Origin of the sequence: Neolewinella persica DSM 23188, from assembly GCF_000373105.1 — a bacterium.
GTDB lineage: Bacteria > Bacteroidota > Bacteroidia > Chitinophagales > Saprospiraceae > Neolewinella > Neolewinella persica.
On sequence record NZ_KB890454.1, the window covers coordinates 1582 to 17906 of the forward strand.

9 protein-coding genes are annotated in these 16325 nt (G+C 51.9%); 7 read left to right on the forward strand and 2 right to left on the reverse strand.

The genetic code is table 11. The features are described from left to right. The first annotated feature begins 3374 nt into the window (after positions 1-3374). The 3 genes from B036_RS0121325 to B036_RS0121335 all read left to right on the forward strand — a co-directional run bounded on the left by B036_RS0121325 (position 3375) and on the right by B036_RS0121335 (position 10178). Positions 3375-3764 (forward strand): BlaI/MecI/CopY family transcriptional regulator, encoded by a 390-nt coding sequence (locus B036_RS0121325; RefSeq protein WP_020570770.1) that lies wholly within the window; start codon positions 3375-3377, stop codon positions 3762-3764. Further along, a complete protein-coding gene (locus B036_RS0121330) occupies positions 3761-7378 on the forward strand; it encodes an ankyrin repeat domain-containing protein (RefSeq protein WP_020570771.1) in 3618 nt (1205 codons plus the stop codon). The genes B036_RS0121325 and B036_RS0121330 overlap by 4 nt, the downstream gene beginning before the upstream one ends. Positions 7379-7790: 412 nt before the next feature. Further along, positions 7791-10178 (forward strand): TonB-dependent receptor domain-containing protein, encoded by a 2388-nt coding sequence (locus B036_RS0121335; protein WP_020570772.1) that lies wholly within the window; start codon positions 7791-7793, stop codon positions 10176-10178. Between the two features lie 53 nt (positions 10179-10231). Here the strand turns inward: B036_RS0121335 and B036_RS32460 are convergent, their stop codons facing one another. Together B036_RS32460 and B036_RS30450 are read right to left on the reverse strand one after the other, a co-directional pair. Further along, positions 10232-12352 carry a tetratricopeptide repeat-containing sensor histidine kinase gene (locus B036_RS32460; RefSeq protein WP_020570773.1) on the reverse strand — a complete coding sequence of 707 codons (2121 nt, stop codon included), beginning with the start codon at positions 12350-12352 and terminating at the stop codon, positions 10232-10234. A 34-nt stretch (positions 12353-12386) separates the two neighbouring features. Then, entirely contained in the window at positions 12387-13370 is a 984-nt protein-coding gene (locus tag B036_RS30450) for a TraB/GumN family protein (protein WP_020570774.1), read from the reverse strand. Between the two features lie 249 nt (positions 13371-13619). Between B036_RS30450 and B036_RS0121350 the strand changes: the two genes are divergently transcribed. The 4 genes from B036_RS0121350 (at position 13620) to B036_RS0121365 (ending at position 16201) form a co-directional block, all read left to right on the forward strand. Beyond that, positions 13620-14036 (forward strand): DoxX family protein, encoded by a 417-nt coding sequence (locus B036_RS0121350; protein WP_020570775.1) that lies wholly within the window; start codon positions 13620-13622, stop codon positions 14034-14036. 370 nt (positions 14037-14406) lie between these two features. After that, positions 14407-15180, forward strand: a complete 774-nt coding sequence (argB, locus tag B036_RS0121355) for an acetylglutamate kinase (RefSeq protein WP_020570776.1) — start codon at positions 14407-14409, stop codon at positions 15178-15180. Between the two features lie 15 nt (positions 15181-15195). After that, a complete protein-coding gene (locus B036_RS0121360) occupies positions 15196-15651 on the forward strand; it encodes a DUF2059 domain-containing protein (protein WP_020570777.1) in 456 nt (151 codons plus the stop codon). Between the two features lie 19 nt (positions 15652-15670). Next, complete coding sequence (locus B036_RS0121365; protein ID WP_020570778.1) at positions 15671-16201, forward strand: RBBP9/YdeN family alpha/beta hydrolase; 531 nt, start codon at positions 15671-15673, stop codon at positions 16199-16201. Positions 16202-16325: the final 124 nt, after the last annotated feature.

Below are 16325 nucleotides of genomic sequence, written 5' to 3' on the forward strand. Positions count from 1 at the left end.
AGGATGGTTTGCACGTCGTTGATTGTCGACGGGTTACCGTCATCACAGGTAACAACCGAGGTGGTTCCGTTCGAACAATCGATTACCGTTCCGGCACAGGGAACACANACGGTACCGTCGGCGTCCAGGGTGGTTTCCATGTCGTTCTCGGTACAATCATCACCGTCGTCACAGGGAAGGGTAGTGGTAGCGCCGGTGGCACAATCGGTCAGTTCTCCCATGCAGGGAACACAGACGTTGCCATTGCAATCCAGGATGGTCTGTACGTCATTAATCGTAGATGGGTTGCCATCATTACAGGCGACCACGGAGGTTGTGCCATTAGAGCAATCTATTACCGTTCCGGTACAGGGAATACAGACGGAGCCATCGGTGTCAAGAATGGTCTCCTCATCGTTTTCAGTACACGGGTCGCCATCATCACAAGGAAGAACGGTGGTGTCACTGGAAGCACAATCTGTAGGGACGCCCGCACAAGGGACACAAACGGAGTTGTCGCAGGTTAGGCGTATTTCAACGTCATCAATGGTATTGGGGTTGCCATCATCACAGTTTCGGCGGGTGGTGGGTCCGGAATCACAATCAACGGTCGTGCCTGAACAAGGGATACAAACCTCTCCCGTGCACTGGTCAATAACTTCTACGTCGTTGATGGTACAGTTTTGGAAGTCATTACACGGGCGTTCAAAGGTTTGATCACAAGACAGTAAGGGGACTCCAAGACAGGGGACACAAATCTCTCCGGAGCAAGCGTCTATTTCTTCCAGGTCAAATTCGGTACACGGATCACCGTCATCACAGTCGCGGAGAATGAACTGACTACATGCGGGTACCGGTACCCCGGCGCAAGGCACACAAACTGCTCCGGTACATTCATCAACGATTTCTTCGTCGTTTTCGGTACAACCATCATTGTCGTCACACGGCAGGCTAATGGTGGTATTGCAGACCGGAGCAGGAACGCCCGCACAGGGTACACAAACCGTAAATCCGTCACAATCCAGTACGGATTCTACATCATTGACGGTACATGGGTCACCATCGTCACAGGGCAGTACGGAAGCTGGTGAATTGTTGCAGTCCAGCACCACTCCGGCGCAGGGAATGCATACGCTGCCGTCGCAGTCAAGGGTGGTTTCCACATCGTTATCGGTACAGGGGTCGCCATCGTCACATGGAAGTACCGAAGTTGGGCCGTTACCACAATTAAGCAATGTACCCTGGCAGGGCACACATACGCTACCGTCACAATCCAGGATGGTCTCCCTGTCGTTGATCGTACAAGGGTCAAGGTCATCACAAGCCCTGGTTGTTGTTGGGCCGGCAGAACAATCCGTCGGAGTGCCAGCACATGGAATACAGATACTGCCGTCGCAATCATCTACGGTTTCCATGTCTCCGGTGGTACAGGGATCGTTGTCATCACATGGCCGAACGGTGGTCAGGGTACAGTCTGGAGCAGGAGTACCCATACAAGGTACACAAACGCCACCACCACAGTCGTCGATTTCTTCCATGTCATTGATGGTACAAGGATCACCATCATCACAGGCTTGGACTGTTGTTTCAGTACAGGCCGCTACCGGGGTACCCATACACGGTACACAAGCCGTTCCGGTACAATCGTCCACTTCCTCCATGTCGTTTTCTGTACAAGGATCACCATCATCACATGCCTGTACGGTAGTTTGGGAACAAGCAGCGACCGGAGTACCAGCACATGGCACACAGGCCAGTCCGGTACAATCGTCTATTTCCTCCATGTCGTTTTCTGTACATGGATCACCATCGTCACATGGTCGCACGGTCGACTGGTCACAGGCGGGGAGCGGCGTACCCATGCAGGGCACACAGACCAGTCCGGTACAATCATCCGTTTCCTCCAGGTCATTTTCTGTACAAGGGTCGCCGTCGTCACAGGGAGCGGCCGTGGTTTGCGCACAAGCCGCTACCGGCGTACCGGCACAGGGGATACAGACACTGTCGTCGCAGTCCAGTGTCTCCATATCGTTTTCGGTGCAGGGGTCTCCGTCATCACAGGCCAAATCCCGGGTATCCGTGCAATCTGCGATACAGCTTGACTCACAAATGATTTCGCCAACCCAGCCAAGAGCAGTAACGGCTGCGTCTGAGGTGAATCGGAAAAATAGACACCCGGAGGGATGGGTAGACGTGTACGTTACATCGGCATCAGCGCCACAAAGGTTAGCAAGCAATGGGTCCGCATCACTTGGCCCATTGTAAATAGTGATCGCATCACCACAATCAACTTCGTATTTTGAGAAGTAGATGGATACAACATCCCCAGGGTTGTCAGGGCAGACGCTGTACTCCACTAAATTGTTGTTAGGGTAATTCCCTGCCAAGCCACCAGGGTCTACAATGGCGGCACCGCATACCGGATCTTCTGCACAATTCAGGTATTGGCCTGCACCATTCCAAACAAGGTCGAAACCGTTAGAGCTTACGGAGAAATTATCTATCAGTAGCCAGTACCCTTCCCCTGGATTGACCGTAAGTGCGCGGACAAAAAGGCCTAAATTATTGCTTGTTGCGGTAGTGGAAAGCCCGGTAGGTGCTTGAGTTCCTGAATAGGAACAGCGAATAGGATTGCCCAGGTTGCCACATTCCATCGGATTCGCAGCCGTAGTTGGCCCCCATACGGCAAAGTCATAATCCCTGCCAGTTGAACCAGTACCATTAGGCGTTATAACAAACGTCAGAATAGTATTAGGTGGTGTTTGGGCATTCATCTCAAAAAAGTACCAAGCGGAGAAACGTTCCCCGGTAGCCAGGCAGCCTTGGTTTGTTCCCCCCGCAAAATCGTCGATTCCGATTCCAGATGGCTGGAAATTTATTGGGCTGCCATCGCACACAATTTGTGAATCAACACAATCTTCGTTTTGTGCTGAAACAAAAGCTGTTGGCGCAAATAAATTAACCAATAAAACAAGTAGAGGCATCAGCAAACGGCTGTTGCGTGTAGAGAGTTTAAACACCTGTTTCATAAGCCTAAAAAGTTACCCGAGTTAATTCAAAGACAATGTAGTCAAAAAATCCACCGGTCCTGACCGAAATGCTGCCGGTTGTCTTATTTGAGCACCTGCGGCCGCGCCTGAAAACCCTGAATTGATCAACGAAACAGGCCTTAATTCATCTATTACGATAGAAATCGTAGTAAAGACTTGCGCAACTACGACTGCGCTCGTACATTTGTTACGAGAGAAATCGTAATAGGGTCGCTTCGCTCCTGTTGTAGACTGTTCGCTTCGCTCACGTTGCAGGGGTTGCAGCGACCCGCTTCGCAGCCCGTAACTCTTGCAACCTTAGCGCAGCGACCCTGCAACTTTTCATAATCCACAACCAAGCCTAACATGAGTAAAGATAAAAAACAGCAACCTACCGCTTCTGAGTTGGCCATCCTGGCCATTCTCTGGGATAAAGGGCCTTTACCGGTCAAGACGATTCATGAAAAACTGAGTGAAGAGAAGGAAGTGGTGTACACCACCATCCTGAAAACGATGCAGGTAATGATGGAACGTGGTTTTCTTGACCGGGAGAGCCAGGGGCGTAAACACATTTACCGGGCCATCATCGCCCGGGTAGACACCCAGGATCGTCTGCTCGACAGCTTCATGAACCGTGCCTTCGGCGGTTCTGCCAAAGCACTGGCGATGCGCGCCTTGGGTAACTACCGTACCTCAAAAGAAGATTTGGAGGAGTTGAAGGCATTGATCAATAAAATCGAAAACGAAGACCAATGATCGAGCAATTTTTTTCCCCCGAACTCATCCACGCCCTGGGGTGGACGCTCGTTCATTCCCTTTGGCAAGGTGCCTTGTTTGCCGTAGCGCTCGGTTTATTACTCGTCCTGCTGCGAAAATTCAGCGCCAGGGCCCGCTATAATGTAGCCATCGGCATGTTATGCGCCTTTTTCCTTACTGCTTCACTTTCCTTCTACCAACTTTACGTTGGTACATCGGAGGCCGTAAGCGTCGTTTTACCAGCCAGTCAGCCTGAAGTACAACCAGAGGTCGCCGATAGCGCTCTTCCAATAGCTGCCAAACATAAGCCGAACCTAACCAGTGTGGCTCCGGCTCCCATTGTTTCGGCCAGTTTCCGTGAGCGTTTTGTCAACTATTACAACCACCACCTTCCGCTGATCGTAACCCTCTGGTTGATGGGGGTACTGGTACTGCAACTCAGGTTTTTAGGCCAGTTGGCCTATGTCCAACGACTAAAAAACTACGGAACCGAACGGTTTCCAGCGAAATGGGCGGTACAGATTCAGGAGCTGGAAACACGTTTGAACATTAGCCGCCCCGTTCGGTACCTGACGTCCTTTCGGGTAAACTCTCCGCTCACGTTGGGCTGGTTGAACCCCGTCGTGCTCTTTCCCCCCGGCCTACTGGCGGAGTTAAAAGCATCTCAGGTAGTAACCATCCTGGCGCATGAATTAGCGCACGTAAAGCGCAATGATTTTATGGTCAACTTGGTTCAGACCCTGCTGTGCACACTTTTCTTTTTCCACCCGGCCACCTGGTGGATGTCGGCACGCATTAATGAAGAGCGGGAGCACTGTTGTGATGACCTGGCGATTGACGTAACTGGCGAAGCCGTAGGTTATGCTAAAACCCTTCTACGGATGAAGGAGGAAGAACTGAAGAGGGATGGGGTGCTGACAATGGCTTTTAGGGGCAAAGAGGCAGGTGGTTTCAATTACCGTATCCGACGATTGGTCTCCGGTTACCTCAATGGTGCTACCTACGGAGAGGGGCTGGTAACGGCACTCATTCTGGTCGCAGCGCTTGGAACTGCCGTGGCGGCATCAGATGGAGACCAGGCTCAAGTATTGGAGCCGGAACCGGTGGAGACGGAAATGGAGACCTCACCAGAAGAGGATGTAATAGCCAGCGCCGTTGGCATCGAAAATGCAGAAATGCCCGCGACAACAACGGATGCCCTGAACACCAGGCGTGTTTCTGATGAAGAGGAAAGGGAGGACTCCGGAGCTGCTTTGGCTTATATGGACTGGGCGGCAACGGATGGAAAAAAAGTTGCGAACGGGGCGCTGGCAGCATTGCCAGACAGCCTGGAATTTCCTTTCCTGATGGAGGCGATAGACGACGGTAACTATGACCTGGTAAAGTACTTCCTGTCTAAGAACGTCAACGTAAATCAGACCGACCGAAATGGCTGGACTCCCCTGATGGTGGCTGCCAGCGAAGACCACGTCCGGATTGTCCGGTTACTGATCAATGCCGGAGCCGACGTCAACTACGTGAACCGACGTGGATGGACGGCTTTAATCGAAGCGGCTGACGAAGGGGCCACCGCCAGTGCACGGGTACTGCTGGGAGCCGGTGCAAAAACGGATCTGCCGGGTACTTCACGGTCTGCTGCGGATATGGCCGCCTCCGAAGGACATCCCGATATCTTGCGGATGCTGGTCGGTAAGGGCGCCGATCTTTCCGGCCTTGGGCGCACTACTACACCACTTCACCAGGCGGCCGAAGAGGGCCAATTGAACATTGTGAAAAGCCTGATTGAGGGCGGCGCGGACGCAGGTGCAGGGGATGAGGATGGAAGAGCAGCGCTCCACTACGCTGCAGCCGAGGGTAAGACTGAGGTGGTGAGGTATTTGCTGGAGAAAGGGGCTGACCCCAATAAAGGGGATAATGAAGGCCGAGGTCCGCTCGCCTACGCTGCCGAAGAGGGCAAACTGGAAGTCATCCGCCTGCTGCGCGCCAACGGCGCGGCTGTGGCTGCCGCAGATCAGGATGGGAGAACGCCCATCCACTACGCCGCACATGAAGGGAAATTAAGCGTCGTGGAAATGCTTTTGGAAAACGGTGGTACTGCTAACGTAGGCGATCATAGCGGGCGTACCCCGCTACACTATGCCGCCAAGGAGGGAGATGATGATATGGTCAGGTTATTATTGGCTAATGGTGCCGTGGCTAACGCCCGGGACAGAAACGGTCATACTGCTCTGGACATGGCCATCGACGAACTTATCGACGCCACAGATGATGAACTTCGCCACGCTAATATTAAGCCTGGAGAAAATGCAACCATCACAACCACGACCAACGGCCCGGACGGGAAGGTAATCAGACTGTTGACCCAGGCAGGAGCTACCTCCAGCCGGATGGAAGTGAATGGAAATGGAAATGTTCGCATTACCGTGGACGATGATCATGGTTTTTACTTCGACTCCTCCGACGGTGGTACGAGCTCCCATCACGATGTTTTTGACGATGGTACCAGCTCTCATTATGATTCCTTTGGTGATGATGAGAACGAGGTTAATGCGGCGAACGAAGCTAATGAGGCCAACATCCCAAACCGTAACGGTAGTTCTTCTGGCGAACCACTGGTGTCGGCCGTACGGAAGGGGGAGAACTACAAAATTGACCTGCTGATCAGCGGAGGAGCCAACGTAGACGGAATTGGCCGAAACGGGCGGACACCGCTCACCGAGGCTTCTTTCCATAACTACAATGTTCATACTGGCCAATTAGTAAAGGGCGGTGCCGATATCAACAAGCGGGACGCCGAAGGATACACACCACTGACGATGGCGGTACAGCACAATAACTTTTCCACCGTTGACCTCCTGCTCGAATTAGGAGCAGACCCCAATCTGAAAGATGGGAATGACCTTTCAGCGAAAGACATTTCGCTGCGGGACAACTACCCTGAAATCCTACGCCTGCTCAACGATGCCGGGGGAAACGTAACGGGCGTTGAGCATAACGGGACTTCTCCTTTAGAAGTGCCAGCACGGGATGGTCATCTGGGAAGTCTCCGCTATTTATTGGAGCAGGGCGCTGATCCGAACGCCGGCAGTGGTTGTCCTCCCGTCTTTCTGGCGGCAAGGGAAGGGCACCTGGAAGCCATCCGTTTACTGGCTCGCAACAAAGCCAACCTGGAAAAGGGCTGCGATTACCGGGATACGGATTTTTACTACCGGGCTGTGCCCGGTGGTGGGGGCTCCGTCGCCGATTACCAGGGGCCCGGGGCCCTGATGGTAGCCTTGACACAGACCGACGCTACTGCTGTATCGGCTTTGTTGGACGGTGGCGCCAACGTGAATGCAACCTGCCGCAAGGCCCGCTACAACAGCCCCCGGGAAATATCGTGGCGGGAGTCGGAAAACTTACGGAAGGAAGAACTGGCGTCTCGGTTTGACATGCAATACGACGTCAGCGGCTGGACGCCGTTGATGGAGGCGGTCGAATCTAATAGGCTGGCATTGGTACAACTGCTGCTTAAAGCTGGTGCTAACAAAAACCTTGTTGCGGGTGGCGGTCTTTCGGCAAGAAGCCTGGCTAAAGAGATCGGTAACCCGGATATTATTACTGCTTTGCGGTAGCGCGCGCTTTGCCAGGTAGTGGGAGTAGGTAGTGCTACCGCACGGTTCTGCTAGCTTCGGTCGTGCACCTCTCCCCCCGACCCTCTTCCCTGGGAGAGGGGAGACGGCTCTGCTGGTATGAGAATGTCATTTCAGGCTTGAATTTAAGTCCGTATATCCTCTTTTTACCTAAAAGCATGAATGCTTGGGTCACCCCTCTCCGGGGGAGAGGAGCTGTGGGAGAGGCGGTTTCCCCTTTGCTCCTTTAACCCTTTCACGGCACCTGCGGCCGCGCCAAAAAAAACACTGACGTACTACCTAATCTCACTTCTAATAATCTCCAACCAATAACCTCAACCCCTTCAGCGAAGCGGACTGACCGCAGCTGCCCAACGTTTATTTACCTGGCCAAACGGCCCAAAATTTAACCCAAATGCGTACCCTGATTTTACTGGGTTTGCTGGCCTGCGCCGGCAACCTTTTAGCCACTGCTTTACCTGATTTGAAAGTATCCTTAACCGGAACCATCATAACTGATGCTAAGGTGCCACTGGAGTACGCCACCGTTTCCGTATTTGAAGCGGACAGCACCCTGGTCGATGGAACGGTAACCAACGAGCAAGGAATGTTTGAACTGAATCTTCCCACCGGTACTTACCGCCTGCAATTCGAGTTTCTTGGCTTTACTACCTACCAAATGCCTATTGAGTTGATCCGGAAAACGGATCTGGGCGTTATCGAAATGTCTCCCGACGGCCTGACGCTTGACGCGGTGGAGGTGACCGCCAATAAGACGCAAATGAATCTTTTGCTGGACAAGAAAGTGTTTAACGTCGGAACCGACTTGACCTCCGCCGGCGGCTCGGCCAATGAAGTGCTGGACCAACTGCCCTCCGTTACGGTAAGCGTTGACGGTCAGGTAAGCCTGCGTGGAAACAGCGGGGTGCGGATCCTGATCAACGGCCGACCTTCTGCCATTGCCAATAATAATGCGCTGGACGGTATTCCCGCCGAAAGTATAGAAAAGGTAGAGCTCATCACCAATCCTTCTGCAAAATACGAAGCCTCCGGTACGGCCGGCATCATCAACATTATCCTGAAAAAAAGTCAGCAAAGAGGCTACGGCGGTACCGCCAGTTTTTCAGCGGGCTACCCCAAAGACCTGCGCGCCAACCTTAATCTGAACATACGTCGGGAAAAATTCAATGCGTTTGGCAGTGTCGGCTACCGCTATTCCGATTACCAGGGAACGGGCGACTTATTTCGCCGCAGCACGCTGAACGGAGGCGCTACCAACCTGCAACAGGATCGTTTGCAGGACCGAAACGATAAGAACGTTACCGGTTTCGCTGGCTTTGATTATAACATGAGTCCGACCGACATGATCACCGCGTCTTACTCTCTGTATGACGTGATCAACGATGACCTGGCGACGATTGATTTTGACTACACCGATGACAACGGCGCTCCGCTCCAAAGGACCCGTCAAACGCTGGATTTTCTGGAACCCGGTAAGTATCAAACCATCGAGCTTACTTACACTAAAACCCTGAAAAAGGAAGGCGAGAAGCTGACATTTTTTGCTCAAAACGATTTCTGGACGGAGCCTGAATACGAAGACATCACCTTTGATGAATCTTTCCCGACCATGGCACAAAACCTGCGGTACCGTACGGAAAGCCTGGAAGGTAGCCGTGACTACCTGCTCCAGGCAGACTATGAAAGCCCGGCCGGAAAAAACGGTAAGCTGGAAGCAGGCTTTCGTGGAGAAACCCGAATCATTTACAGTGATTACCTCGCCGAGCGCAATGAGGCTGGTACCTGGAGTGCGCTTCCCGGGTTTCAGAACAACTTTGATTATTACGAACGGATCGGGTCTGGGTATTTGCAATATGCCTGGAACAAAGATGCCCTCAGTTTCCAGGTTGGCCTGCGGAATGAGTACACGGTCGTGCGGGTAGAGAACGAAGCCTCCCCTGAAAACGACGTGACTAAGCCTTACAACCGGCTATTCCCATCCGCCAGCGCCAGTTTCAAAATCTCGGACGGAACCAGCACGCAACTGAGTTTCAGTAAGCGCATCCAGCGTCCTTCTTTTGGTTTGTTGAATCCTTTCGGCGGCATCGGAGATCCGAACTCGATCTTTCGGGGGAACCCCGATCTAAACCCAACTTACACGGATCGCCTGGAGTGGAACCTGATCCGTCGTTGGGAAAAACTTACCATTAACCCGGCTATTTATGCATCCACGGCAGTTGACTTCTTTGCTTTTGTGATTGATCAATCCGCAGATAATCCGTTTGGCCTTGAAACCGGCACCATCACCGTACTTCCGGTGAACCTGGACCGGGAAAACCGCTATGGCCTGGAGGTCAACGTGAATTACCGGCCTACCGAAAGCATTAACCTGTCTGGCGAAGTAAACTACTACGGTTACCAGCAGCGTGGGGAAGTGGAGGGCAGAAGCTTTGATTTTGATTTTGCAACCTGGTCGGGGTCACTGCGCTCCAATATCGATCTGCCGAAAGACATCTCCTTTCAGGCCGTTGTGTATTATGATGCTCCGTTCAAGACGGTACAGTCTGTCCGTGCTGCGCAGTATTACCTGCGTATGGGACTGAGTAAGCAGTGGAATAACAAATTCACGATAACGGCTAACCTGAGTGGGCCCAGGATACAAGCTTCGACGAATACATTGCCTACGTTTACGGAAACCGAGAAAAACCAGTGGACGCGCTGGCGGGGAAGCCTGAATTTTCAGTACCGATTCGAGAAGGGGGCTGGTGCGCGGGAACGGCGGCAGCGGGGGAGTATTAGGTAGTCGGGTAGTCGGGTTGTCGGGGTGTGGATACCCGGGATAACCCGACGCCCTGACTACTCGACCTTATCCGGCAAATAAACCTTAGCAATAGTTCCTTCGCCCGAAGTGCTCTCGAGAACTACCCGGCCACCGTGCAATTCTGCGAGTTCTTTGCAAAGGATGAGCCCCAGGCCAGTGCCGGGTTCTTCTCGCGTTCCGGATTTCAGGCGTCGATGAAGGCTGAATAATTGCTCCTGTGCTGCTTTGGAAATCCCGGTGCCGCTGTCTTTAACGGATATGATGTCTTCTCCTTCTGCACGGGTGTGAGAAACCTCAATGGTACCACCATCATTACTGTATTTAACGGCATTGGAGATGAAGTTTCGTAAAATGGTATGTAGTGCGTTACCATCGGCAAACACCATGGTTTCGGGGTGGACATTATTCTCAAGGCTAATGCCATTAGCATTTGCCGCCCCGCCATAAAGGCTTAGGTTTTTACTGACGAACGCCTTCAACGGGTGGGGGGCTTTTTTTAGTTCAATGGCTCCTGACTGGCCCAGTGCCCAGGCCAATAGGTTGTCTAATAAACCTCGAAGCTGGTTAGCAGTTTGGCTGATGAGCCCTACGGTCTTTTTTACCTGCGCGTCGTTTTTTTGCGCTAATTGATGTTCCAGCTGTCGATCAGCACCGGCCAGCGCGATGATCGGATTATGTAGGTCGTGCGCGATAATGCTGAAGAACCGGTTTTTGGTATGGTTGAGGGCTTCGAGTTCCTGGTTTTGCGCGAAAAGTGTTTTTCTGGCTGTTCCTAATTTCAGGTAAAAAAAGATGCCACCTGCGAGGAACAGCCCCAGTAATCCGGCGATAATTGCATATTGACGTCGTTTGGATTCTGCAAGTTCCCGCTGCTGATCAAGCAGGATAATTTCCTTTTCTTTCTCTTCCGTTTCAAATTGGTTGTAATACAGCAACAGCACGTTGTTCCGGTTGACGGACTGGATGCTGTCCTTAAGGTTCATGAACTTGCGGGTAAACTGCTCTGCCAGTTGGTAATCTCCCCTGGCCCGATAGGTATCCGATAAGAACTCGCTGTACATGACTTGTTCGGCAACATCATTTTTGGCGATGGATTCTTCGTAGAGTAAGCGCCCATCTCTCTCTGCTTCCGCATAATTGCCATTGACCAGGTTGTTCAGCCAGGCAGATTGCCGATAGAGGAAACGCAGGAAATCAGGGCTTCCCATTTCGGAAAAAGCGCCCTGGAGCTGATTAAAGTAATGGTTTACGGAATCTTTATTGGCCAATTGATAATGCCCTTCCACTAACCCATTATAAATGTATATCGGGAGCATTGGCAGCTGGCCCTGGGGCAGTTCTATTGTTCTTGCCGACCGGTAGCGCTTAAGTGCCGCCGGATAATCTTTCTTTAGCAGCAGATTCCTGCCAATATTCACTTCCAAAAGTGTGTGATCAATGGGTTTAACCAGGGACCCGAATTTTTTGTGGAGGTCAAGATAATCGACGGCTTTATCGTATAGCCCAATCTGACTGTAAAGAATGCCAATAGAACGGTAAATCTCCAACAGTTTGCTTGAGTCCGTAGGAACTACCTCGAAAGCTTCCAGGGCATCGTCGAGTACTTGAGCACCCTTCACAAAATTTCCGCTGAAAGACAGGGCATCACCGTATTGGTGCAGGTACTTAACGTACGACTTGGTGAGGGGTAAATTATATTCCTCAATTAAGGATAGTCCTAAACTATCATAATAGATGGCTTGCGAATAATCCTGTTGCCAGGTATTGATGTCACCAACCGCCATGTATAGCGACACTTTTGCCTGCGGAGATACTTCGTCAGCCCGTTGAAGATAAGCCGAAGCCAGTGAATCGGCTAAAGCTACTTTTCCGATAATAACATATTCTTTAGCGAGATCGATCATCCGCTCCACCTGTATGTCTAGCGTTTGGAACTGCTTGGATTCCTCTAACCGATACGCAAAAATCTTCTCAAGATTAGAGACCGTATTCAGGTCAATTTCCTTAAGCATTTTGGCGAAATACTGGTCTCTATCGTCCACTTCGGGAATTCCCATCGCTACCTTTAGCAGAGAATCTCCACTAACCTGAGCGGTTAAATTGGAAAAAACGCCAAGCAGTAGCGGGAGAAAAAGATAGAGAACAGCAATACGCATATGAATCCAAGTTGGGCTGGAAAGATCGTAAAAACTATCGTACCGGTTCAACCGTCAGGCCTTCCTGGCGGAGTAAGGAGATGACTCCTTTCTCACCGCCCAGGTGGCCGGCACCTACGGCAAAAAGCTTCGGCTGGGCGCTATTGGCCTTGATCTTGGCCATGATTTGTGGTACCCAGTTCTCGTTCCGTTTGGTCAGCAGTAATTCTTCGAATTCGGCAACGCCCGAGCTTTCCTGGGTAAAAGACGCGGCCATCTCCGCAATGGCTTTACGTTTGTACAGGCCGACTACCTTATCCATTTCACTTATCCCGGAGCTGGCATCTTCGCCTTGGTCCGAAACGACGGATTGGAACAACATTTTTGCCTGCGCAGTATAGGGGATCGCGTCAAAGAGGCCGAGCTGAAACTCCATGGTTTCAAGGCCGCCAATGGCCTTTTCGCCGGCTTCGGCCAATTCGGTTAGTTCCAGTTCGTAGCTTTTGGTGCCTCCAGAGCTGAGGCCGCCGCCGTTCTTCAGGGCTTCCATGTCCTGGCCGACCATCGCAGATAAAAACAGGGGCTTCATGCGCTTAAAAAGGAAAAACGGCATACCCATTTTGGTGAAATAGGCTTCTACTTCATCGTATTGTTCCTTAGGGAGCAGGTCCTCAAGGCTGGTGTCACCCCGCATGTTGATTTTGGTGAGCAGGCCCATCAGCATACCTGGGTCAGACATTTGGCGGGGATCGATTTCGAAGATCACTTCGTCGGCATCGTTCAGGGATTTAACCAGGCCCCTGGGCAGGAAATAGTCCTCTTCAGGTATGATGTGAATGGTGCCGAAAAGATAGCTCTCATTCGCTACGCCCGGGCCGTTTATGCTCCAGAGCAGGAAAGTATCTTGTGCGGTAGGACCGAACTTTTGCGCGGCCGCAGGTGCAGGGGAAGTTGCCGTAGCAACCGCAGTAGTCTTGGGGCTACAGGCGGCGAAAAGAGCAATGGCCGTTAGGGCCAGGAGGGAGAATAGCTTATTCATGGTTTCTGTTGGGGAGTATTTGGCAAAGGTAACGCGAGGAATGGGCAGAAAGATGGGCTGAAGTGCTGAGTGTCCTACTGGCAGGCATTTTTTTCCACTAAGACACTAAGAAACTAAGCTTAAGTTGTGGTCACGTCACCAAAAAATACTTAGTGCAGCCCTTAATTCTTTAGGTTCTTTATGGTAACTTCAACACCGCCGCCCATCATGTGGTGAAATTTGACTTAAGGAGTGCCTACCTTTGTACCAATGAAAGACATTTTTGATTTACTAGGCCGCATTCTGCTATCTTTTATCTTCTTTTTTGAAGCCTACGATTACTTTGCTTACGAAAGCCTCAATAAGAATGCCATGAAGATTTATGGCCTCACCTGGAACCAGGATTTTTTCCTCTATGGTGCCATTTTTCTGCTCTTCTTCGGTGCCCTGACCATTCTGCTGGGCTACCGGATGCGCTTAGGTGCCATCCTGTTAATGGTCTACTGGATTCCGCTGACCTTTATCGTCCACAACTTTTGGGTGGAGGAATCGGGAAGTGACCTCTACCGCCTGCAAAGCATCATTTTTATGAAGAACCTCGCCATTATGGGCGGATTGCTGATCACCGCCACACATACGTCGGGGAAGTACCGGTTGCGGCGGTTGTTTGCTACTACTAACGTTTAGAGGTTCGCTACGCTTGTTGGCCTGAAACCTAATCTTAGCTAAAAGCTGCCCTGAATGGTTACTCCAATACCCCTTTCTTAGTGTAGCTACTTAGTGCCCTTAATGCCTTAGTGGTTACCTTTAACCTGCCACATTGCAGAGCCCTTCTTAATGCCTGAATGCCCTGAATGGTTACTCCAATGCCCCTTTCTTAGTGTAGCTACTTAGTGCCCTTAATGCCTTAGTGGTTACCTTTAACCTGCCACATTGCAGGGCCCTTCTTAATGCCTGAATGCCCTGAATGGTTACTCCAATGCCCCCTTTCTTAGTGTAGCTACTTAGTGCCCTTAATGCCTTAGTGGTTAAATCCCCCCAACCCTTAAATTAGCGCATGATTATCCTGAAAATCGGCGGAAACATACTAAATACTCCCACGGCCCTCTCCGACGCATTGGACTACTTCGCCTCCCTCCCGGAGCCCGCTATCCTGGTCCACGGTGGCGGCCGTAAGGCCAGCGAGGTCCTCTCCGAAATGGGGCGACAACCGAAAATGGTAGACGGTCGGCGAATCACCGACGCACCCACCCTGGAAATCGTTACTATGGTCTACGCCGGGCTCCTCAACAAACAGGTTGTGGCCGACCTCCAGGCCCGTGGCTGCAACGCCATTGGCCTCAGCGGTGCGGACGGCAACGCCGTCCTTGCCGAAAAACGCCCGGTAAAAACTATTGACTACGGTTTCGCCGGCGACGTGCTGGGGGCTAACGGACCTTTACTGAAAACCTTGCTGGATCTCGGACTGAACCCAGTACTTTGCCCCATCACCCACGATGGGAAGGGGCAATTGCTGAACACCAACGCCGACACCATCGCCAACGAAACGGCGAAGACACTCGCGGCCATGAGCCCCGACGAAACCGTCTCTCTCCGCTACTGCTTCGAGTTTCCCGGCGTAATGAAAGACATCAAAGACCCAGGTTCCTGGATACCGACCCTGACACCCGATACCTATGCCAGCTACAAAGCTGATGGCACCATCGCCGGCGGTATGATCCCGAAACTGGACAATGCGTTTGCGGCGGTAGCCGCAGGGGTAGGGGAGGTAGTGATTGGGGACCTTCTTGCCCTGCGGGCAGGCCGGGGGACGAAGTGTGTGAAGGAGTAGCCTTATCTTCACCCGATGAAATACAACATCCTGTTCTTACTTCTATTTAGCCTTAGTTCCCTTTCTGCCCAAGACACCGTCCTCAACCAAAAGGTAGAACAACTCCTGGAACTCTCTGGCGCTAAAGCCCAGTTCGAAACCGCACTAGATGGTATGCTTACCACTTATAAGCAAAACCCTGCCATGATGGAAGGCGTACCAGATGATTTTTGGAAGAAGTTTTCGGAGGAGGCAAAGTCCACTGCTTTTGACGACCTGCTGGGCCGGATGGTGACCTTATATCTCGATCACTATACTGAAGAAGAACTGGACCACCAGATTGCTTATTTGCAATCGCCACTCACCCAACAAATCGTGGCCAAGCAACCTCAACTACTGCAGGAAAGCATGACAGTTGGCTCAGCCTGGGGCCAGGAGATCGGGGAGAAGATTGCCCGACAAATTATGGAAGCCAAAGAAGATAAGAACTAAACGCGTAGCAGCTTTACACATGATCAACTACTTAATCATTCCAGGCCTCGGCAATTCCGGCCCCGAACACTGGCAAAGCCGCTTTGAGCGGATCAGTGAAAATTTTCACCGGATTCAGCAGGCAGAATGGGAAGAGCCAGTATGCGATGATTGGATCGCTAACGTGGATGCAGCCGTTGTTGCTCACGATCCAGCTACCGTCGTTCTGGTAGCCCACAGCATTGGATGCCTCGCCGTCGCCCACTGGGCAGCTAAATACCAACGGTCAATTAAAGGTGCACTATTAGTGGCACCCAGCGATCCGACAACACCACAGTACCAAACCTTCAAATCCGAAGGCTTTGTCCCCGTGCCGACGGCAAAACTTCCTTTTCCGGCCATTGTGGTGTCCAGCGAAGACGATCCCTGGGTCAGCCCGCAGCGGGCTGCAGCGTTTGCGGACAATTGGGGCGCACAACTGGTCAACATTGGCCAGGCCGGCCACATCAGCAGTGCTGACGGGTACGGGCACTGGTCGGAGGGATGGGAATTGGTGAAGTCTTTGGGGTAAAGGGGGTGTAGGGTTGCCATGTTATCTGGTTGTCGGGCTTAATCCCAACGTCCCTTCCCGACACATCCCACTTTCCGGGCTCACCTGCTAAACCATTAGGTGCTCTACGTCGTATCTATGCACG